This window comes from Streptomyces sp. NPDC052114 (genome assembly GCF_040680155.1).
Classification (GTDB): Bacteria; Actinomycetota; Actinomycetes; order Streptomycetales; family Streptomycetaceae; genus Streptomyces.
Map to the genome: position 1 here is coordinate 62,934 of NZ_JBFAWC010000001.1, position 19,629 is coordinate 82,562.

19 protein-coding genes and 1 tRNA gene are annotated in these 19,629 nt (G+C 72.7%); 9 read left to right on the forward strand and 11 right to left on the reverse strand.

Features of this window, described 5'->3' with window-relative positions; translation table 11 throughout:
• Positions 1-25 precede the first annotated feature (25 nt).
• From AB0L89_RS00230 to trpC, 6 genes are all read left to right on the forward strand, one after another.
• On the forward strand, positions 26-1,285 hold the full coding sequence (locus tag AB0L89_RS00230; protein WP_365131833.1) for a cytochrome P450: 1,260 nt from the start codon (positions 26-28) through the stop codon (positions 1,283-1,285).
• A 109-nt stretch (positions 1,286-1,394) separates the two neighbouring features.
• On the forward strand, positions 1,395-2,327 hold the full coding sequence (locus AB0L89_RS00235; RefSeq protein ID WP_365131836.1) for a hypothetical protein: 933 nt from the start codon (positions 1,395-1,397) through the stop codon (positions 2,325-2,327).
• Positions 2,324-2,881 carry a hypothetical protein gene (locus tag AB0L89_RS00240; protein WP_365131839.1) on the forward strand — a complete coding sequence of 186 codons (558 nt, stop codon included), beginning with the start codon at positions 2,324-2,326 and terminating at the stop codon, positions 2,879-2,881. The genes AB0L89_RS00235 and AB0L89_RS00240 overlap by 4 nt, the downstream gene beginning before the upstream one ends.
• A 13-nt stretch (positions 2,882-2,894) precedes the next feature.
• Positions 2,895-4,649: a fatty acyl-AMP ligase gene (locus tag AB0L89_RS00245; RefSeq protein ID WP_365131842.1), complete on the forward strand. Its 1,755-nt coding sequence runs from the start codon at positions 2,895-2,897 to the stop codon at positions 4,647-4,649.
• Between the two features lie 60 nt (positions 4,650-4,709).
• The gene (locus AB0L89_RS00250) at positions 4,710-4,994 is read left to right on the forward strand and encodes an acyl carrier protein (RefSeq protein ID WP_365131845.1); all 285 of its coding nucleotides are present in this window, start codon (positions 4,710-4,712) and stop codon (positions 4,992-4,994) included.
• Positions 4,995-5,311: 317 nt separating this feature from the next.
• Positions 5,312-6,124: an indole-3-glycerol phosphate synthase TrpC gene (gene trpC, locus AB0L89_RS00255; protein WP_365131848.1), complete on the forward strand. Its 813-nt coding sequence runs from the start codon at positions 5,312-5,314 to the stop codon at positions 6,122-6,124.
• Here trpC and trpD read toward each other — a convergent pair.
• Complete coding sequence (gene trpD / locus AB0L89_RS00260) at positions 6,096-7,154, reverse strand: anthranilate phosphoribosyltransferase (protein WP_365131851.1); 1,059 nt, start codon at positions 7,152-7,154, stop codon at positions 6,096-6,098. The two genes, trpC and trpD, sit on opposite strands and share 29 nt — an antisense overlap.
• Positions 7,155-7,273: 119 nt before the next feature.
• On the opposite strand from trpD, the gene AB0L89_RS00265 reads away from it, so the two are divergent.
• Complete coding sequence (locus AB0L89_RS00265) at positions 7,274-8,662, forward strand: PLP-dependent aminotransferase family protein (protein WP_365131853.1); 1,389 nt, start codon at positions 7,274-7,276, stop codon at positions 8,660-8,662.
• On the opposite strand, the gene AB0L89_RS00270 is transcribed toward AB0L89_RS00265, so the two are convergent.
• Together AB0L89_RS00270 and AB0L89_RS00275 are read right to left on the reverse strand one after the other, a co-directional pair.
• Positions 8,649-9,245: an aminodeoxychorismate/anthranilate synthase component II gene (locus tag AB0L89_RS00270; protein WP_365133869.1), complete on the reverse strand. Its 597-nt coding sequence runs from the start codon at positions 9,243-9,245 to the stop codon at positions 8,649-8,651. The genes AB0L89_RS00265 and AB0L89_RS00270 overlap by 14 nt on opposite strands.
• A 29-nt stretch (positions 9,246-9,274) precedes the next feature.
• Positions 9,275-10,786, reverse strand: a complete 1,512-nt coding sequence (locus tag AB0L89_RS00275; protein WP_365131856.1) for an anthranilate synthase component I family protein — start codon at positions 10,784-10,786, stop codon at positions 9,275-9,277.
• Positions 10,787-11,053: 267 nt separating this feature from the next.
• Here AB0L89_RS00275 and AB0L89_RS00280 point away from each other — a divergent pair, with 267 nt between their 5' ends.
• Positions 11,054-12,442: a class II 3-deoxy-7-phosphoheptulonate synthase gene (locus tag AB0L89_RS00280; protein ID WP_365131859.1), complete on the forward strand. Its 1,389-nt coding sequence runs from the start codon at positions 11,054-11,056 to the stop codon at positions 12,440-12,442.
• On the opposite strand, the gene AB0L89_RS00285 is transcribed toward AB0L89_RS00280, so the two are convergent.
• The 7 genes from AB0L89_RS00285 to ehuB form a co-directional block, all read right to left on the reverse strand.
• Positions 12,422-13,177 (reverse strand): alpha/beta fold hydrolase, encoded by a 756-nt coding sequence (locus tag AB0L89_RS00285; protein ID WP_365131862.1) that lies wholly within the window; start codon positions 13,175-13,177, stop codon positions 12,422-12,424. The genes AB0L89_RS00280 and AB0L89_RS00285 overlap by 21 nt on opposite strands.
• A 167-nt stretch (positions 13,178-13,344) precedes the next feature.
• Positions 13,345-13,418, reverse strand: a tRNA-Lys gene (locus tag AB0L89_RS00290).
• 71 nt (positions 13,419-13,489) lie between these two features.
• Positions 13,490-14,257: an IclR family transcriptional regulator C-terminal domain-containing protein gene (locus AB0L89_RS00295; RefSeq protein ID WP_365131865.1), complete on the reverse strand. Its 768-nt coding sequence runs from the start codon at positions 14,255-14,257 to the stop codon at positions 13,490-13,492.
• Between the two features lie 197 nt (positions 14,258-14,454).
• Positions 14,455-15,270 (reverse strand): ectoine/hydroxyectoine ABC transporter ATP-binding protein EhuA, encoded by an 816-nt coding sequence (gene ehuA / locus AB0L89_RS00300; protein ID WP_365131868.1) that lies wholly within the window; start codon positions 15,268-15,270, stop codon positions 14,455-14,457.
• Positions 15,260-15,907, reverse strand: a complete 648-nt coding sequence (ehuD, locus tag AB0L89_RS00305) for an ectoine/hydroxyectoine ABC transporter permease subunit EhuD (protein WP_365131871.1) — start codon at positions 15,905-15,907, stop codon at positions 15,260-15,262. The genes ehuA and ehuD overlap by 11 nt, the downstream gene beginning before the upstream one ends.
• Complete coding sequence (ehuC, locus tag AB0L89_RS00310) at positions 15,904-16,635, reverse strand: ectoine/hydroxyectoine ABC transporter permease subunit EhuC (RefSeq protein WP_365133872.1); 732 nt, start codon at positions 16,633-16,635, stop codon at positions 15,904-15,906. Before ehuC ends, ehuD begins: the two co-directional genes overlap by 4 nt.
• 2 nt (positions 16,636-16,637) lie before the next feature.
• On the reverse strand, positions 16,638-17,567 hold the full coding sequence (gene ehuB, locus AB0L89_RS00315; RefSeq protein ID WP_365131874.1) for an ectoine/hydroxyectoine ABC transporter substrate-binding protein EhuB: 930 nt from the start codon (positions 17,565-17,567) through the stop codon (positions 16,638-16,640).
• A gap of 97 nt (positions 17,568-17,664) precedes the next feature.
• On the opposite strand from ehuB, the gene AB0L89_RS00320 reads away from it, so the two are divergent.
• The gene (locus AB0L89_RS00320; protein WP_365131877.1) at positions 17,665-18,165 is read left to right on the forward strand and encodes a DUF3830 family protein; all 501 of its coding nucleotides are present in this window, start codon (positions 17,665-17,667) and stop codon (positions 18,163-18,165) included.
• 57 nt (positions 18,166-18,222) lie between these two features.
• Here the strand turns inward: AB0L89_RS00320 and AB0L89_RS00325 are convergent, their stop codons facing one another.
• A complete protein-coding gene (locus AB0L89_RS00325; protein ID WP_365131880.1) occupies positions 18,223-19,626 on the reverse strand; it encodes an amidase in 1,404 nt (467 codons plus the stop codon).
• Between the last annotated feature and the right edge of the window lie 3 nt (positions 19,627-19,629).

Sequence of the window (19,629 nt, forward strand, 5' to 3'; positions counted from 1 at the left end):
CCGAAGCCTGGTGGAGAGACAACCCATGACGACGCACACCCCGACCGCCACGACCCGGGCCCCGGACGCCGGGCCCGGCCTCGACGGCCTGGACCTCACCGACCCGCAGACCTTCCTCGACCACGACCCGCACGCCATGTGGCGCCGCTTCCGCGCCGAGAGCCCGGTCCACTGGCAGCCCGTGGCGGGCGCCCGGATGCCCGGGTTCTGGGCGATCTCCAAGTACGCCGACGTGGTCGACGTCTACCGCGACAACAAGCGGTTCACCTCCGAGCGCGGCAACGTCCTCGCCACCCTCCTGCAGGGCGAGGACTCCGCCTCCCGCAAGATGCTGGCGGTCACCGACGGCGCCCGGCACCGCGAGATCCGCAACCTCATGCTCAAGTCGTTCTCGCCCCGGGTGCTCCAGCCCGTGGTGGACGGCGTGCACCGCCGCACCCGCGAACTGGTCGAACAGGCCCTGGAACACGGCTCGCTGGACTTCGTCACCGACGTCGCCGACCACATCCCGATCAACACGATCGGCGACCTGATGGACATCCCCGCCGCCGACCGCGAGCGCCTGGTCGAGTGGAACACCCAGACGCTGTCGCGGCACAGCTCCGAGGACAGCGCCCTGGACGAGGTGATGGCCCGCAACGAGATCCTGCTCTACTTCTCCGAGCTGGCCGCCGAGCGGCGCAGGAACCCGGGCGAGGACGTCATCAGCACCCTGGCCACGGCCACGGTCGGCGGCGCCCCGCTCGCCGACGACGAGGTCGTCTTCAACTGCTACAGCCTCATCCTCGGCGGCGACGAGTCCAGCCGGATGTCCTCCATCGGCGGCCTCATCGCCTTCAGCGAGAACCCCGAGCAGTGGCGCAGGCTCAAGTCCGGCGAGGTGGACGCGGACAGCGCCACCGAGGAAGTGATGCGCTGGACGACCCCCGCCATGCACTTCGGGCGCCGCGCCCTGGAGGACGTGCCGCTGCGCGACCGGGTCATCAAGGCCGGTGACGTGGTCACCCTGTGGAACAGCTCCGCCAACTTCGACGAGGACGTCTTCGCCGACCCGTACGCCTTCGACGTCGCCCGCACCCCCAACAAGCACGTGGCCTTCGGGCACGGCCCGCACTTCTGCCTGGGCGCCTTCCTGGGCCGGGTGCACGTGAACGCCATGGTCGAGGCGCTCCGCGAGCGGGTGGCCGAAATCCGGCTCGACGGACCCCCGCAGCGGCTCTACTCCAACTTCGTCCACGGCTACAGCGGGCTGCCCGTCACGCTCACCCCGGAGCGGGCCGGCTAGTCCGCCCGCTCCGTCAGGCCCCTGTCAGCAAGGGTTGGCAGGCTCCTCCCAGGTCGCGGCAGAGCGGCCGATCCACAGCGATCCGACGATGGTCGTGGGAGGCCGGGGCATGGACGTGATCAGCACCGAAAGGCCGGTGGAACTGGCCGGTTCCGTACGGTCGGCGCCGTACGGGGCCGGGGCCGCCGCACCGCTGCGCGCGGTCCAGGGCACCGTGCTCGCCGACCTCCTCACCTCGTACCCGTACAACAGCGCGGCCCAGCTCCACGAGTACTTCGGCGAAGGACCGCTGCCCGCGTCCTACGGGGGCACCTGCGCCTGGCAGTCCTTCGAGGCCGGGCGGCTCGTCGCCGAACACGCGGGTGTGGCCGCCGAGTACCGCTTCGACGGCCGGCACGTGGCCGCCGTCTACCACGACGCGGACGGCATCACCGTCCTCGACCCGTATCTGCTGCACCGCGCCCCGCTGCGCCTGGAGCGGGCCGACGCGGTGGACGGCGCGGTGTCGCGGACGGCCGAGGCCTATCCGCTGCGCTCGCGCGCCGACGGCTCGCCCGCGCCGAGCGGGGTGCGGGTGCGCTGGCAGCTCGACGACGACTCGATCCAGCTGAACTACCTGCGCTTCAGCCCGCGCCGCGGCCACAACGTGATCTCGCGGGCGTTCGTGCTGCGCCCGGAGCAGGTCCTCGGCCCCGTCCCGCCGGCCGCCGACGCGATCCGCCCCCAGCTGCTCCACCCCGAGCAGCACAGCGTCTCCGTACGCGTGGTCCACCCCGGCACCCAACAGCTCGCGGAGCTCATTCTGCCGCTCGCCGGGCGGCAGGCGCGGATGGCGGTGCGGGGCATGATCTCCAAGGACAACCAGGGCGTCGTCGCCCGCCACGGGACGCGCGCGTTCGACAAGAACCGCGAGACGGTCGCCGACGCCGTCGGCGTGGCTCCGGGGGACGTCGAGGACGTGCTGCTGCGGGCCGCCGCCCTGCACCGCGCCGCCGCGCCCGCCGGCCTCGAACTGCCCGCCTACTCCCAGGAGGACGAATGACGGCCACCGAGACGACGGCCACCGGACTTCCGCCCCTGCCGGGGACCGCGCCGTCCTTCTTCCTCGCCGGGACCATGCAGGGCGCGAGGACCGGCTCGAACCTGATCGACCAGTCCTACCGCGCGGCCCTGACCTCCGCCATCCGCGCCCACCGGCCCGACGCCGTCATCCACGACCCGGGCGTCCTGATGGCCGAGTGGGAGGCCGCGCACCCGGCCGACATCCGCGCCGCCCACGCCCGGCTGACCGCGGTGCGCTCCGTTCACCGCGCCGAGCTCGCGCCCGAACTCGTCGACCTCACCGAGATGTTCCACGAGCTGACCCTGCTGGCCGCCCGCAGCGACGTGTGCGTGGCCTGGCTGCCGGGGCACGAGCCCAGCATGGGCACCGCCGCCGAGATGCTCTCCGCCTACCGGGCGGGCCGCACGGTCGTCGCGATCACCGCCATGCGGCAGAACCTCGCCGTGCTCGCCTGCTCGACGGTGATCCTGCCGGACCTGCCCGCCTTCACCCAGTGGCTCGACCGCGCGGCGGCCGGGCACCACGCCGCCTGAGGAGAGTGCAGCCGTGGACCGTCCGACCGCGCCGCCCCGGACCGACACCGTCGTCGACGCGCTGCTGGCCCGCGCCCGACTGGACGCGGACCGCCCGCCGTTCACCGCGCTCGGCGCGGGCGGCGAGCGCCTCGCCCGCCTGACCGCCGCCGAACTCCTGGCGCGCGTGCGCGCCGTGGCCGCCGCCCTGCGTGCGACGGGCGCACCCGGCGACCGCGTCATCGTCCCCGCCCTGCCGGGCCTCGACTTCCACGTGGGTTTCCTCGGCTGTCTGTACGCGGGCATGATCGCGGTGCCCGTACCCGCGCTGCGCACCGGCGCGCGGCAGCGCGCCACCGTCCGCTCCGACCGCCTCATGGCGATCCGCCGCGACTGCGCGCCCGTCGCCGCGCTCGTCTCCACGGCCGAGGACGCCGAGGAGGCGCGGCGGGCGGACGCCGAGGGCGAGGGGCCGCCGCTCTCCTGGATCCCCGTGACGCGGCCCGCGCACGACACGCCCGCGCCGCCCGCCCCCGAGGCCCTGGACCCGGCGGCCACCGCCCTGCTCCAGTACACCTCCGGCTCGACGGGCGACCCCCGCGGGGTGATCGTCCGCCACGGCGACCTGGTCGCCAACCAGCGTGCCCTGGGCGACCGTTGCGACATCGGCGCCGGCACCACCGTGGTCTCCTGGCTGCCGTTCTTCCACGACATGGGGCTGTGCACCGGTGTCGTCCTGCCGCTCGTGTCGGGGGCGGCGGCCGTCTCCATGGAGCCCGCCACGTTCGTGCGCGACCCCCGTGTGTGGCTGCGCGCCGTCGCGGCCGAGGACGACGTGTTCGCGCCCGCCCCCGACTTCGCGTACGACCTGTGCGTCCAGCGCGTCCCGGCGGCCGAGCGGGAGCTGATCGACCTGTCGTCCTGGCGGGTGGCGGCCAACGGCGCCGAGCCCGTGCGGGCGGCGACGCTGCGCCGGTTCGCCGAGGCGTTCGGGGCGAGCGGCTTCCGCGCGGAGGCCTTCTCGCCCGGCTACGGCCTCGCCGAGTGCACGCTCAGCGTCACCATAGGGGAGCCGCTGACGCCGACCCGGGTGCGCCACTACGACCGGACCGCGCTCGCGGAGGGCAAGGCCGTGCCGGTCGGCCCGTCCCCGGACACCGTCGAACTGGTCGGCTGCGGCACCGCGATCCCCGGCACCCGGGTGTGCGTCGTGGACCCCGCGACCCGCCATCCGCTCGCGGAGCGGGTGGTCGGCGAGCTCTGGGTGGCCGCGCCCGGCAACTGCGGCGGCTACTGGGCCGACGCGGCGGCGACGGCCGAGGTGTTCGGCGCGCGGACCGAGGGCGGCCCGCCGGGCACGGAGGGCTCCTTCGTCCGCACCGGAGACCTGGGCTTCCTCGACGGCGGTGAACTCTTCGTCACCGGGCGGCTCAAGGACGTACTGATCATCGGCGGCGAGAACTACTTCCCGCAGGACCTGGAGGCCGTGGCGGCCGCCGCGCACCCCGCCTTCGCGCACCAGCGCGCCGCCGCCTGGCCGCTGACCGAGGAGCGCGACGGGGTGGCCGTCGTCATCGAGACCGGCGCCCGCGACCCGGAAGAGCTGGCCGCCGCCGTGCGCGCCGCCGGCATCGCGGCCGCCAAGGCGCTGCCCGCGCCGGTGAGCGTCTACGCGGTGGCCAGGAACAAGGTGCCCCGCACCACCAGCGGCAAGATCCGCCGCCGGGCCTGCGCGGAGCACGTGGCGGCGGGCCGGCTGCGGTTGCTCGCCCAGTGGTCCAGTCGTTGAAGCCGGGGGCCACCGGCCCCGCGGACCCGAAGTCCCGCAGATGCACGGAGGAGACAGCAGATGAGTGCGCGTACGAAGGCCCCGCAGGACATCACCGAGCAGGAGGTGGCCGACCACCTCGTCCACGTGCTCTCCGGGATGCTGGAACTGGCGCCGGACGTCATCGACCTCGACGTGCCGCTCAGCGCCTTCGGGGTCGACTCGGCGACCGGCACCTGGCTCGCCGGCGAGCTGGAGCGCTGGTGCGGCGTCCCGCTCGCCCCCGAGCTCCTGCTCGGCCGCCCGAGCATCGCCGAGGTCGCCGAGGACGTGGTGGCGGTCCTGCGCGAACACCCGGCGGCATGACGTACGGCGGAATGACGTACGGCGTAATGACGTACAAAGGATTTCCGTATGTCCCGGGCCGTCCACTGACAAGGCGCTGACGGCGCGCTGACAGGACCGGGGAATCGCGCGGAAAGGTGCACGGAAACCGCATCGCGATTTCGATATCCGAACGGGCGGAAAACCGCCGGTCCATTCCCACCTGCGAGTTTCATCCAATGCTTAAGAAGGTGGATTCGGCTTTCGCCCGTTCCTAGGGTCTTCTCCGGTGGCGCCACCGCCGGTCGCGGACCGGCCCGTTTCCGTCCGGCGCCCCGCATGGGGAAGGACACAGCCAGATGAACGCACTCGACGCGCTCGTCGAGGGAGCCCTCGCCGACATGGCGGACCGCCGACGCGAGGTCTCCCAGGCCGAGTTGGCCGACCGGGCGGCCGCCGTGGGACCGGCCCGCGACTGCGTCGCGCTGCTGCGCGGCACGGACGGCGTGAAGGTCATCGCCGAGGTGAAGCGGGCCAGCCCCTCCAAGGGCGCGCTCGCCGACATCGCCGACCCGGCGGCGCTGGCCGCCGACTACGCGGCGGGCGGCGCGAGCGCGGTGAGCGTCCTCACCGAGCGGCGCAGGTTCGGCGGCTCGCTCGACGACCTGGCCGCGGTCCGCGCCGCGGTGGACGTGCCGCTGCTGCGCAAGGACTTCATCGTCGACCCCTACCAGCTGTGGGAGGCGCGGGCGCACGGCGCGAGCCTGGCGCTGCTCATCGTCGCGGCCCTCGGCCAGGCCCAGCTGGCCGAACTGCTCGGCCAGGCCGAGGAGATCGGCCTGACCCCGCTGATCGAGGTGCACGACGAGCGGGAGGCCGAGCGCGCGGTCGCGGCCGGCGCCCGGCTCGTCGGGGTCAACGCCCGGAACCTGCGCACCCTGGAGGTGGACCGCGCGACCTTCGCGCGGGTCGCCCCCGGGCTCCCCGAGGGCGTGGTGCGCATCGCCGAGTCGGGCGTCCGCGGCCCCGAGGACGTCCGTGCGTACGCGGCCCACGGCGCCGACGCCGTCCTGGTCGGCGAGTCCGTGGTCACCGGCACCAGCCCCAGGGCGGCCGTCGCCGCCCTGGTCGCCGCCGGCCGCGTCAGCCGCCCTGCGCGTGCTTCGAGGTGATCGTCGCCCAGCGTTCGAGCACGGCCGCCGACGCGCCCGAGTCGATGGCCTCGGCGGCCCGCTCCACCCCGGCCGCGAGCCGCTCGGTGACGCTCCTCCCGGACGGTGCGAGAGCCGCCAGACCGGCCGCCGCCGAGAGCAGCACCGCGTCCCGCACCGGCCCCCTGGCCCCGGCGAACACCTCGTGGGCCACCCGGGCGTTGTGAGCGCGGTCCCCGCCGCGCAGGGCGGCGGCCGGGGCGTAGTCGATCCCGATGTCGCGCGGGTCGAAGGACTCGGTGCGCACCTCGCACCCGACGACCGACCAGACCGTGGAGGTGGTGGTGACCGTCAGCTCGTCCATCCCGTCGTCCCCGCGGAAGACCAGCGCGGACACCCCGCGCCGGGCCAGCACCCCCGCGAGCAGCGGCGCCTGGCGCCGGTCGGCGACGCCCACCGCCTGCGCGGCGGGGGAGGCCGGATTGGCCAGCGGGCCCAGCAGGTTGAAGGCCGTGCGGATGCCGAGGTCGCGGCGCGGCCCGGCCGCGTGCCGCATCGCCGGGTGGAACGCCGGGGCGAAGCAGAAGGTGATGCCGACCTCCTCGGCGACCGCCGCGACCTGCTCCGGCTCCAGGGTCAGCGCCACCCCCAGCTCCTCCAGGACGTCGGCCGAGCCGCAGGCCGAGGACGCCGAGCGGTTGCCGTGCTTGACCACCCGGGCGCCCGCCGCGGCCGCCACGACCGCCGACATCGTGGAGACGTTGACGCTGTTCGAGCCGTCGCCGCCGGTCCCGACGATGTCCACGGCGGGGCCCGCGACCTCCAGCGGCACGGCGTGCCGGTACAGGGCGCGCACCATGCCCTCGACCTCGTCCACGGTCTCGCCCTTGGCGCGCAGCGCCACCAGCAGCCCGGCCAGCTTGGCGGCCCCGGCGTCGCCCGACATCACCTGGTCCATCGCCCAGGCCGTGTCGTCGGCGGTCAGATCGGTGCGCTCCAGGAGCGCGTTCAGCAAGTGCGGCCAGGTACGACCCTGCGGCTCGGCAGTCACGGGGACTCTCCTTGAAAGGCGCCAGCGGACGTTTCGCCGCCCAGTCTGTAAAAAGCGGCACGCCCGTTCCAGACCACTCACCGGTGACCTTTGCGGTCCACTTCAGAAGGGACAGGTCCGTGGCGCTGCACATCGCGGTCGAGGTGGTCAGGGATTCCACGCATTCCCTGACCTCGCAGATCCAGGAATTCATCAAGAAGGAGATATCCGAGGGGATTCTCCACCCGGGCACCCGGCTGCCGTCCAGTCGCCGGCTCGCCGGTGACCTCGACGTCTCGCGCAGCGTGGTGGTGGAGGCGTACGGACAGCTCGTCGCCGAGGGATACCTGGAGGCGGCACAGGGCGCGGGCACCCGGGTGGTGGGCCACATCGAGGACACGGCCGTCGTGCCCGCGCTGCTGGACGAGGGACAGGTCCCGCCGGTCCGCTGGGACCTGCGCCCCGGCGGCAGCAACGTCCCCGCCTTCCCGCGCCGCGAGTGGCTGCGCTGCTACCAGCAGGCCCTGCACGAGGCCGAGCTGACCCACCACGACTACCCGCCGCTGGCCGGTGAGCCCGCGCTGCGCCGCGAACTCACCTCCTACCTGGGCCGGCTGCGGGGAGTGCGCACCGCGCCGGAGCGGGTCATGGTGGTCGGCGGATTCGCGCAGGCGCTCGGTCTGCTCTGCCCGGTGCTGCGGCACCTGGGCATCGACGCGCTCGCGATCGAGGACCCGGGCCACCCGGGCCAGCGCCAGTTCGTGCGCGAGAGCGGGCTGCGGACCCTGCCCGTGCCGGTCGACGCCGAGGGCATCGACGTCGACGCGCTGGCCGCCTCCGGCGCGCGCGCCGTCCTGGTCACGCCCGCCCACCAGTTCCCCACCGGTGTGACGCTGTCCGCGCGGCGCCGCGAGGCCCTGGCCCGCTGGGCCAGGGACGTCGACGGCTGGGTGATCGAGGACGACTACGACGGCGGGCTCTGGTACGAGCGGGGCGCCCGGCCCCTCGCGCTCCAGCGCACCCTGCCCGACCGGGTCGTCTACGCGGGCACCGCGAGCAAGGCGCTCTCGCCCGGCCTGCGTCTGGGCTGGCTCACCGCCCCCGAGCCGATGCTCGAACAGCTGCTGCGGGCCCGCGCCCGGCACGACCTGGGCACCGAGAGCCTCACCCAGCTGGCCTTCGCCGAACTCCTGCGCACCGGCCTGTTCGACCGGCACCTGCGCCGGCTCAACTCCCTGGCCCGCACCCGCAGACAGGCCCTGGAGGAGGCGGTGCGCGCGCACCTGCCCGGCGCCGCGGTGCCCGGCCCGGCCGCCGGGCTGCACGCCTACGTGCGGCTGCCCCGGGGGACCGACGAGGGGGCGCTGGTCGCCGGGGCGCTGCGCCGCTCCGTCCTGGTGCGCGGGGCCGCCGCGTTCCACGCCCGGCCCCGCGGGGACGCCCCCGCGCTCGTGGTGGGCCACGCGCACCTGCCCCGCTCCGCGGTGGGCGAGGCCATCAGGGCGGTGGGCGCGGTCAGACGCCGGTGAGCCGGGCCGGTGAACCCGCGGCCGACGCGAGGAAGTTGCGCATCATGTCCAGGCCGCCCGTGGTCGTGATGCTCTCCGGGTGGAACTGCACGGACTCGATGGGCAGCGTGCGGTGCCGCAGCCCCATCACATAGCCGTGGTCGATGGCGACGGCGGTGGTGACCAGCTCGTCCGGGAGCGGCTCGGCGACGATCAGCGAGTGGTAGCGGGTCACCTCCAGGGTGTGGCCGAGCCCCTGGAACAGGCCCTCGCCGTCGTGCCGCACCATGCTGGTGCGGCCGTGCATCACCTGGTCGGCGACCTCGATCCGGCCGCCGTGGGCCAGCGCGATCGCCTGGTGGCCCAGGCACACCCCGAGCAGCGGCACCCGCCCGGCGAACCGGTGCACCAGCTCGACGTGGCCGGACTCGGCGGGATGGCCCGGCCCCGGCCCGAGCACCACCGCGTCGGGCCGCGAGGCGGCCAGCTCGTCGGGGGAGCGGGTCAGCGACCGCACGACCTCCGTCCGCGCCCCCAGCGTGCGCAGGTACTGGTCGATGATGTGCACGAAGCTGTCGTACGCGTCGATCAGCAGGACCTTCATGTCCGCGATGTCCTTCGGATCGGTGGTGTTCACGACAGCAGCTCCTCACCGGTGAGCGCCCAGTAGGCGGCCCCCATCTTGGCGAGGGTCTCCCGCCACTCGGCCGCGGGCTCCGACTGGGCGACCATGCCCGCCGAGGCCTGGGTGGAGTACGTCGTCCCGTCGTACTCGACGGTGCGGATGCACAGGGCCAGTTCGCTCCAGCCGCGCACGTCGACCAGGCCCACGGCGCCCGCGTAGCTGCCGCGCCGCTGCTCCTCCAGGCCGTCGATGATCTCCATGGCGCGCACCTTCGGCGCCCCGGTCATCGTCCCCGCGGGGAAGGTCGCCCGCACCGCCTGCCAGGCGTCCACCCCGTCCTGGAGCCGGCCCGCGACGGAGGAGACCAGGTGGAAGACGTGCGAGAAGGTCTCCACCGCCATCAGCCGGTCGACGGGCTGGGTGCTGGGGCGGGTGACGCGGCCGATGTCGTTGCGGCACAGGTCGACCAGCATGATGTGCTCGGCGCGCTCCTTGGTGCTCTCCCGCATCTCCTTGACGCGCCGCTGGTTCTCCTCGTCGTCCGGGCCGCGCCGCGCGGTGCCCGCGATGGGCCGCATCTCGATCGTGTCGCCCTCGACCCGGAAGAACAGCTCGGGGCTCGCGCCGATCAGCGTGCTGCCCGCGCGGGGCATCAGATACATGTACGGCGACGGGTTGCGGTCCCGCAGCCTGCGGTAGACCTCGATCGGCGTCAGGGTGGAGCGCACGTCGATGCGGTGGCCGATCTGGATCTGGTAGATGTCCCCGACCCTGATGTGCTCCAGGCACCGGTCGGCCCAGCCCAGGAAGGTCTCCCGGCTCACGCTGTCGCGCACGGACAGCGGCGCGGGAGCCGCGGGCACGGCGGCCCCGCCCGCGACGGCCGCGCAGGCCGCGCGCAGCGCGCCGGAGGCGTCCACCGGGCCCGGCGCCCCGGCGAAGGCGTCGCTCTCGGCGGTCAGCCGCCGCACCCGCCCCGTGGTCAGGTCGTACCAGACCGTCTCGCGGAAGAGCGTGAGGGTGATGTCGGGGCCGCGCGGCTCCTTGGTGCGCGCGGGCAGCTCCTCCATGTGCCAGGCGGACTCGTACGCGAACGTGGTCAGGAACCCGAAGGCGTACGACGTCGTGGGCAGCCCGGTGTCCACGGCGAACAGCCCCTGCGCCCGCGACAGCAGCTCCCACATCCGGTCCGGTCCCGTGAAGCGCAGCCCGCGTGCGCCGGGCGCCGCGGACGACGGGTCCGGGGTCATCCCGAGCGCCGCCGCCTCCCGGGCCAGGGCGTCGGCGACGCCGTCGGCGCCGTCGATCTCGACGCGCCCGTCGTAGACCCTCAGCTCGGCCAGCCGGCCGAAGCCGACGACGGCCGAGCGGCGGTCCTGGTCGGCGCCGTCCACGCTCTCGAAGAGGAAGACGTCCTGCGCCGGGAGCAGCTCCCGCAGCTGTGCGTACAGGTCGAGCGGGTCGTGGCCCGGCAGCTCCGTATCGGTGACCCTGACACCGATCGTGCTCGTTCCCGGCATGGTGAACTCCTCGTGAATTCGGTGCCGTCTGCGGCATCGGCCGATTCGGTCCGTTTCGGCTGCGGTCAGCAAATCAGCGGGCCCGTCGGCGGTGCCAGACCAATCCGTGCCCCCGGATGCGGACCACTCCCGATTCGCTTGACCCGAGTGGTCCCGGTGGATTGTGCTGAGGCCCGTCGAACTCGGCGGCAAATGCCGGGTGTCGTCCCCGTACCGCGCCTTTAATGAGATCTTCCGCCCTGTCCGCCGCCCGTACGGAAGGCAGCAATGAGAATCAGCACGAGGGAATCCGAAGCCAAGAATGGCGCCGCCGAATCCTGGCGCGCGTTTCCCGCGGCACAGCAGCCCGACTGGCCCGACCGGGCGGAGCTGACCGCCGTGGCCCGCGCGCTGGCGACCGCCCCGCCGCTGGTCTTCGCCGCCGAGTGCGACCTGCTGCGGCGCCGGATGGCGGCCGTGGCGCGCGGCGAGGCCGTCCTGCTCCAGGGCGGCGACTGCGCGGAGACCTTCGCGCGCACGACGGCCGAGGCCATCCACGGCAAGCTCAAGACCCTGCTCCAGATGGCCGTGGTCCTCACCCACGCCACCTCGCTGCCGGTCGTCAAGGTCGGCCGGATGGCCGGCCAGTACGCCAAGCCCCGCTCCAGCTCCGAGGAGCGCCGCGGCGACGTCGTGCTGCCCTCCTACCGGGGCGACGCCGTGAACGGCACGGACTTCACCGCCGAGGCCAGGCGGCCCGACCCGCGGCGGCTGCGCACGATGTACGAGTCCTCGGCCACCACGCTCAACCTGGTCCGGGCCCTGACCACCGGCGGCTTCGCCGACCTGCGCCAGGTGCACGCCTGGAACCGGGGCTTCGTGGCGGACTCCCGGGCCGGCGAGCGCTACGAGCGCCTGGCCGACGAGATCGACCGCAGCCTGGCCTTCATGCACGCGTGCGGCGTCGACACCCGGGAGATGGGTTCCGCCGAGTTCTTCGTCAGCCACGAGGGCCTGCTGCTCGACTACGAGGCGGCCCTGACCCGCGCCGACGCCGAGAGCGGCCGCTCCTACGCCACCAGCGGCCATCTGCTGTGGATCGGGGAGCGCACCCGGGACCTGACCGGCGCGCACGTCGAGTACTTCTCGCGCGTGGCCAACCCCATCGCGGTCAAGCTGGGCCCGGCCACCCGCCCGGACGACGTGCTCGGCCTGCTCGACCGGCTCGACCCGGACCGCGAGCCGGGCCGTCTGACCTTCGTGGTCCGGGCGGGCGCGGAGCGGATCCGCGACGTGCTGCCCACGCTGGTGGAGAAGGTCAACGCGGAGGGCGCGCTGGTCTGCTGGGTGAGCGACCCGATGCACGGCAACACCATCACCGCGGCCAGCGGCCACAAGACCCGCAGGTTCGACGCGATCATGGACGAGGTGCGCGGCTTCGTCGAGGTCCACCACGAGCTGGGCACCCACCCCGGCGGCATCCACGTGGAGCTGACCGGGGACGACGTCACCGAGTGCGTGGGCGGCGGCAACGCGATCCGGCCCGAGGACCTGCCCCAGCGCTACGAGACGGCCTGCGACCCGCGCCTGAACCACACGCAGTCGCTCGACCTGGCCTTCCGGCTGGCCGAGATGTACCGCGACCGCCCCGCGGGCTCAGCCGGCCTCGGCGGCTGACGCGGCCAGGACGGCGAAGGGCGGGTCCTCGGCCAGGTAGAAGTGACCGCCGGGGACCGTCCGCATCCGGAAGGGTCCCCGGGTCGACTCCCGCCAGGCGTCCGCCTGCCGGGGGCTCACCCGGGGGTCCGTCTCCCCGAGGAGGGCCGTGACGGCGCACGAGAGACGGACGTGCCGCTCGGGCCCGTAGGAGGCGAGCATGCGGAAGTCGGCCCTGATGTAGGGCATCACCATGTCGACGAAGGCCGGGTTCCGCAGCAGCTCGGTGTCCGTCCCGCCCAGCTCGACCAGCGTCTCGGTGACCGCCTCGTCGTCCCAGGTGGTCTCCGCGGCGGCGTCCGGTTCCATCAGCTGCGGCGCCCGTGCCCCCGAGGCGAAGAAATGCCCGAGGGAATGCCCGCGCTCCTCCAGGGCGACGGCCACCTCATAGGCGATGGCCGCCCCCATGCTGTGCCCGAAGAAATCGGTGGGCCGTCCGTCGGACAGCAATTCCTCGACGGAATCGGCGATGGGCCCGGTCATGCTCCGGATATCGGTGGCCGGCGGCTCGGACATCCGTTCCGCGCGCCCGGGATAACACACCGAGTGCACCTCGAAATCCGTGAGCTCTTTGGCCCAGGCCTGAAAGAAATAGGGCGAGCCTCCCGCGTGCGGAAAACAGACCAGCCGCCGTGCCGCGAACGGCCGTGGTTTTGCGCACTGCGTCCAGACCATCCTGCTGCCCCCAAGGCCCATATCCCCGAAGTCCTGTACGTACCGCACCCAGGATCAGGACCGGTGCTGACAGCGGCCTGACAGGGCAGCGGCCCGACAGGGTGGACGCGGGGGGCATGCGAGGCGAGGCCGGGCGGGGCCGGACACGACGAAGGCCCTCCGCGTGAACGGAGGGCCTTCGCTGTCTGTGCGCCGCCAGGGACTCGAACCCCGGACCCGCTGATTAAGAGTCAGCTGCTCTAACCAACTGAGCTAGCGGCGCTTGCTGACGAGTAAATAGTACCTGGTCCGGGAGGGTGCCCGTGACCACGGCGGGCGGGCGCGGCGCCGCGCCTAGATCGCCAGGGAGAGCAGCACCGGGGCCGCCCCGCGGTTCAGCGTGTCCGCGGCCTCGCGCAGCCGGTGTGCGTGCTCGACCGGCAGGGACAGGGCGAGGCAGCCCACGGCGGCGCCCGCGGTGATGGGGACGGCCGCGCAGACCGTGCCGACCGCGTACTCCTGGAGGTCGAGGACCGGGACCGTGGCGGGCTGGGCGGCGAGGCGGTTGAGCAGGACCCGCTCGTTCGTGATCGTCCGCGAGGTGAGGCGGGCCATCTTGTGGCGCGAGAGGTGGTCCCTGCGGCCGTTCACGTCGAGCTGGGTGAGCAGGCTCTTGCCGACCGCGCTGGCGTGGGCGGAGGAGCGGAAGTCCACCCATTCGTTGACCGCGGGGGTGCGGGGGCCCGCGGCGAACTCGGTGACGCGGACCTCGCCGTCCAGATAGCGGCTGATGTAGACGGCGGCGCCGATGGAGTCGCGCAGGCCGTCCAGGATCTGCTGGAGCTTCTCGCGCAGCGCCTCGTCGTGCCGGTGGGCCGAGCCGAGGCGGCTGAGGGACTCCCCGGTGACGTACGCACCGGTCGCCGTGTCGGTGAGCTGCTCGACGTAACCCTCGCGGCGCAGCATGCGCAGGAGCGGGGTGAGCCGGACGAGGGGGACGCCGCTCTCGCGGGAGAGCTCGGCGGTGGTGACCCCGGTGCCGTGCCGGGCGACGATCTCCAGCACGCGCAGGGCGCCCTGCACCGAGTGGTGCGGCGCGGTCGCCTCGTGCTTCAACACCACGACTTCCCCCTGCGTGGAACGGTTCCGGACAGTTGGGCTCGTTCCACGATAACCGGCAAGTAGCGCGTTCGGAGCGGCTGTTGGGGAGATTGTCGGCGCGCTCCGGCCGTGTCGGCCGGAACGCGCCACTGTGGCATATGCCCAGGTCATGCCCCGGGCCGCGGAACTGGTCCGCGGCCCCGGGCGGTGCGGCGCGGTCAGAGCACCGCGCTGAGGAATTCGCGGGTCCGCTCGTGCTCCGGCTCCGTGAAGATCTTCTCGGGCGTACCGGACTCGATGACCCGGCCCGAGTCGAACATCAGCACCTGGTCCGAGATGTCCCGGGCGAAGTTCATCTCGTGGGTCACGCAGAGCATGGTGATGTCCGTGGTGTGCGCGATGTCGCGCAGCACGTCGAGGACGCCGGCCACCAGCTCCGGGTCGAGCGCGGAGGTCACCTCGTCCAGCAGCAGGACCTGCGGACGCATCGCCAGCGCCCGCGCGATGGCGACCCGCTGCTGCTGGCCGCCGGAGAGCTGCGTCGGGTACGCGTCGCAGCGGTCGCCGAGCCCCACCATGTCGAGCAGCTCGCGGGCCCGCTCCTCCGCCTCGTCCCGGGACAGGCCGAGGACGCTGACGGGCGCCTCCGTGACGTTCCTGAGCACCTTCATGTTCGGGAACAGGTTGAACTGCTGGAAGACCATCCCGATGTTCTTGCGGACCTCGCGCACGTGCTTCTCGCCGGCCGGGACGAGTCTGCCGTTCTTCTCCTCGTGCGTGAGGTACCTGCCGCCCACCTTGATGGTGCCCTGCTCGGGCTTCACCAGCGTCATCAGGAGCCGCAGGATCGTGGTCTTGCCGGAGCCGGAGGGGCCGATCAGCGTCACGTGCTTGCCGGAGGCGACCGAGAAGTCCAGCTCGTCGAGGACGGTGTTCGAGCCGTAGCGCTTGACGACCTTGTCGAAGCGGATCAGCTCGCTGCCGTCGACGGCCGGGTTGGGGATTTCCTGGGAAGTGCTGCTGTCAGCGGACAAGGCGACGCTCCAAAACTCGCAGAAGAAGAGAGGCCGGGTAGGCGATGACGATGAAGGCGACACCGACCACGCTGATCGCCTCGTAGGTGAAGGTCGTCTGACTGAATCCCTGGGCCTGGCCCAGCATGTCCAGCGCGCCGATGGCCGCCATCTGCGGCGACTCCTTCAGCATGACGATCACGTAGTTGCCGAGCGCGGGGATCACCCTGCGCACCGCCTGCGGCAGGATCACGGCCGTCCACGTGCGGCGCTTGGAGAGGCTGAGCGCGGTCGCCGCCTCCCACTGCCCCGCGGGCACGCCCTCGATCCCGGCCCGGTAGACCTCGGAGGTGTACGTCGAGTAGTGCAGCCCGAGCCCGACGATGCCCGTGGTGAGGGGCGACATCGAGGGCCCCCACTGCGGCACCACGTAGAAGAGGAAGAACAGCTGCACCAGGAGCGGGGTGTTGCGGATGAACTCGGTGACCGCCGTGACCGGCCAGCGGATCCACTTCTTCTCCGAGCGCTGGGCGACGGCCCAGACCAGGCCGAGGGAGAAGGCGATCAGGGTGCCGAAGAACAGCGCCTTGAGGGTGAGCCACACGCCGTCCCAGAAGAGCGGCATGAAGTCGTCGACATGCGACCAGTCCCAGTTCACTTGGCACCCCCCGTGCCGGTGACGGCATCGATCGACGACGACGAGCGCATCCCGCCGAACAGGCCGCTCTTCGCGGGCGCCTGTCCGACCCGCTTCTTGGCGTGCCGCTCCAGGAGCCGCATGCCGCGGGTGAGGAGGAAGGCGAGGACGAAGTACAGCGCGAGCAGCAGCGTGTAGATCGGCGCGCTCTCGTTCTTGACGAGCCGCAGCAGGTCACCCGCGAAGGTCATGTCGGCCACCGCGATGAGGGAGACCAGCGAGGTGCCCTTGAGCAGCTCGATCAGCAGGTTGTTGAACGGCGGGATCATCTCCGGCCAGGCCTGCGGCAGTTCGATGCGGCGCAGCCGCTGGAGCGGGGTGAAGTTCAGGGCGATGCCCGCCTCGCGCTGGGCGGGCGGCACCGCGGCGAGCGCACCGCGCACGATCTCGGAGGCGTACGCCCCGTAGGTGATGCCGAGCGCGAGGATGCCCGCGGCCATCGGCTGGAAGCTGATGTGGAACACCGGCGGCACCGTGAACGCGATCCAGAACATGAAGACCAGCGACGAGGTGCTGCGGAAGATCTCGAAGTAGGCCCCGGCGAGGAAGCGCACGATCCAGATCCGGGACGTGCGCAGCACGCCGATCGGGAAGGCGATCACGAAGGCGAGGGCCGCGCTGAGGAAGGTGACCTGGACGGTGATCCAGATCCCGGGCAGGAACCAGTTGGAGAAGAACTCCGACGACATCATCAGGAGCCGCCCTTCGCCGGGGGGCACAGCTTCTCCACGGTCAGATCCGTCATCTCGTCGGCGGTGAAGCCGAACGGCTTGACGATCCGCAGCAGCTCGCCGCTGTCCTTGAGCTTGTGCAGCTCCTTGTTGAAGGCGTCCCGGAGGTTCTTCTCCCCGGTCCGGAAGGCGAAGCCGCCGGCGCCGTAGGCGGGCTTGCCGTCGACGACCGGCTGGAACGGCTCCGTCGCCTCGACCCGCGGGTTGTTCTTGATCACCGTGCGCACGGTGACGTTGGTGCCGGCGAAGGCGTCCACGCGGCCCTGGGCCACGGCGTCCATGCCCGCCACCTGGTCGGGCAGCACGAGGACGTCCTTCACGCCCGCGGCCTTGGCGTAGTCGATCTCCGCGTAGGCGGTGCCGCTCGCCAGCCGCAGGCCCTTCTTGGCGATGTCCTCGTAGGACTTGATGCCGTGCGGGTTGCCCTTCTTCACGATGAAGGAGTCGAGCATCAGGTAGTCGGGATCGGAGAAGAGCACCTGCTCGCAGCGGACCGGGTTGATGTACATGCCCGCCGACACCACGTCGAACTGCCGGGCCTGGGTGAGCCCGGGAATCAGCGCACCGAACTTGGTGGGCACCGCCTTGACCTTGGGCACGCCGAGGCGCGGGAAGATGACCTTGGCGATCGCCGGAGCCTCTCCGGTGACCTCGCCGTTCTCGTCGATGTAGCCGAACGGGACCTCGCCCGCGACACCGATCCTGACCGTGCCGCTGTCCCGCAGCCGGTCCAGTAGATCGCCCCCCTCGACCTTCCCTTCCTCCGGGACCCGGCTGCATGCCGAGACCCCGAACGCGGCCATCGCCGCCCCGCCCGCTCCGGTGAGCAGGGCACGGCGGCGTACCGCTCTGCCTATGAATCCCTCGTCGTTCCCAAGTGGTGGAGCCATGGGCGCGCGGCTACCCGACTCGACACGAGATATGCCGGTGAATTCTCGCCCCTGATGCAATCGTTGTCCTCTTGACCCAGGGAGGAGCATGGGAAACATGGCAGAGCGATTCATCGAAGTCTCCCTCGCCAAGCGGGGAGTTCAGTGCACGGCAAAGCTGCTCGACGACCGGGCTCCGGTGACCTGCGCGGCGGTGTGGGAGGCACTGCCCCTCGGCTCGGACGTCTATCACGCGAAGTATGCGCGCAATGAGATCTACGCCCTCTTCCCGGCTTTCGCGGACCGCGAGCCGCCCCTGGAGAATCCGACAGTCACCCCTATTCCGGGAGATCTCTGTTATTTCTCCTTCTCCGGCACGGAATTGGGAACCCAGGCCTACGGTTACGAGCCGGCGGCCGACGTGAAGGCGGGCACCACCGTCGTCGACCTCGCCCTGTTCTACGAGCGCAACAACCTGCTCCTGAACGGCGACGTGGGCTGGGTCCCCGGCATCGTCTGGGGCCAGATCGTCGACGGCCTCGACCGGATGGCCGAGGCCTGCAACGACCTGTGGCGCGCGGGCGCGCAGGGCGAGACCCTGAATTTCCGGCGGATGTAGAGCCGCCCGGCGACCGAGGGCCAGGGGACCGGAGGTCCGGGGGCGAAGCGCCGGCGCCTACGCCACGGCGGGCGGTGCGATCCCCCCGGCCCCGGCCTCGTACAGGGCGTGCGCCGCGCGCAGCACCACCGTGTCCGTGTGCCGCGCCCCCACGATCTGCACCCCGACCGGCAGCCCGTCGTCGTCGACCCCGCAGGGGACCGTCGCGGCCGGCTGCTGGGTGAGGTTGAAGGGGTACGTGAACGGCGTCCAGCCCGTCCACCGCCGGTGCCCCGAGCCCTTGGGCACCTCCGCGCCCGCCTCGAACGCGGTGATCGGCAGCGTCGGCGTGACCAGCAGGTCGTACGTCGAGTGGAACTGCCCCATGCGGCGGCCGAGGTCCATGCGGGCGTCGACGGCCGCGAGGTAGTCCAGCGCGCTGTACCGCGCGCCCTGCCCGCAGACCTCCCGCAGCCCCGGGTCGAGCAGCTCGCGCTGCGCGGGCGAGAAGTGCTGCACCACGCGCGCGGCCCCGCTGAACCACAGGGTGTGGAAGGCCTCCACCGGGTCGGAGAAGTCGGGGTCCGCCTCCTCGACGTACGCGCCCTGCGCCGCCAGCGACTCCACCGCGCGCCGCACGGCCGCCGCGACGGCCGGCCGCACCGCGACCTGCCCGCCCAGCGAGGGGGAGTAGGCGACCCGCAGCCCGCGCACACCGCCCTCCAGGCCCGCCCGGAAGCTGCCCGCCACGGCGCCCAGCTGGGACCAGTCGCGCGGGTCGGGGCCCGTGATGACCTCCATCATCAGCGCCGCGTCGGCCGCGTCGCGCGTCATCGGGCCGACGTGGGAGAGCGTCCCGAAGGGACTCGCCGGGTACAGCGGCACCCGGCCGTACGTCGGCTTCAGCGCGAAGATGCCGCAGAACGCGGCGGGGATCCGCACCGAGCCGCCGCCGTCCGTGCCGAGCGAGAGGGGGCCCGCGCCGACGGCCACGGCGACCGCGCTGCCGCCGCTGGAACCGCCCGAGGTGCGCGAGGGGTCGTACGGATTGCGGGTGATGCCGCTCTGCGGACCGTCCGTGACGCCCTTCCAGCCGAACTCCGGGGTCGTCGTGCGGCCGATGAAGACCGCGCCGTGCTCCCGCAGCCGGGCCACCGACGGCGCGTCCTCGTCCCAACTGCCTTCCGCCCGCACGGTCTTCGAGCCCCGCAGGGTCGGCCCGCCGCGCAGCAGGAGCAGGTCCTTCACCGACACCGGCACGCCGTCCACCAGGCCCCGCGGCTCACCCCGCCGCCACCGCTCCGCACTGGCCGCCGCCTGTTCCAGGGCGGGCCCGTCCTCCAGCCGGACGAACGCGTTCACCGTGCCCTGGGTCCCCTCGGCCCGCGCCAGCGCGGCACGGACCACCTCGATGGGACTGAATTCACCCTTGCGGTAGCCGTCGACGAGTTGTACGGCGGTGAGATCCGTGAGCTCGGTCATGCA

Excerpts from the sequence above, each read along its gene's own strand:
- AB0L89_RS00235 (WP_365131836.1), top strand. The coding sequence starts at position 1,395 with ATGGACGTGATCAGCACCGAAAGGCCGGTGGAACTGGCCGGTTCCGTA.
- AB0L89_RS00285 (WP_365131862.1), bottom strand. The coding sequence starts at position 13,177 with ATGGGCCTTGGGGGCAGCAGGATGGTCTGGACGCAGTGCGCAAAACCA.
- AB0L89_RS00320 (WP_365131877.1), top strand. The coding sequence starts at position 17,665 with ATGGCAGAGCGATTCATCGAAGTCTCCCTCGCCAAGCGGGGAGTTCAG.
- AB0L89_RS00270 (WP_365133869.1), bottom strand. The coding sequence starts at position 9,245 with ATGAAGGTCCTGCTGATCGACGCGTACGACAGCTTCGTGCACATCATC.
- AB0L89_RS00250 (WP_365131845.1), top strand. The coding sequence starts at position 4,710 with ATGAGTGCGCGTACGAAGGCCCCGCAGGACATCACCGAGCAGGAGGTG.
- AB0L89_RS00240 (WP_365131839.1), top strand. The coding sequence starts at position 2,324 with ATGACGGCCACCGAGACGACGGCCACCGGACTTCCGCCCCTGCCGGGG.
- trpC (WP_365131848.1), top strand. The coding sequence starts at position 5,312 with ATGAACGCACTCGACGCGCTCGTCGAGGGAGCCCTCGCCGACATGGCG.
- ehuB (WP_365131874.1), bottom strand. The coding sequence starts at position 17,567 with ATGGCTCCACCACTTGGGAACGACGAGGGATTCATAGGCAGAGCGGTA.
- AB0L89_RS00275 (WP_365131856.1), bottom strand. The coding sequence starts at position 10,786 with ATGCCGGGAACGAGCACGATCGGTGTCAGGGTCACCGATACGGAGCTG.
- AB0L89_RS00280 (WP_365131859.1), top strand. The coding sequence starts at position 11,054 with ATGAGAATCAGCACGAGGGAATCCGAAGCCAAGAATGGCGCCGCCGAA.
- ehuC (WP_365133872.1), bottom strand. The coding sequence starts at position 16,635 with ATGTCGTCGGAGTTCTTCTCCAACTGGTTCCTGCCCGGGATCTGGATC.
- AB0L89_RS00325 (WP_365131880.1), bottom strand. The coding sequence starts at position 19,626 with ATGACCGAGCTCACGGATCTCACCGCCGTACAACTCGTCGACGGCTAC.
- AB0L89_RS00230 (WP_365131833.1), top strand. The coding sequence starts at position 26 with ATGACGACGCACACCCCGACCGCCACGACCCGGGCCCCGGACGCCGGG.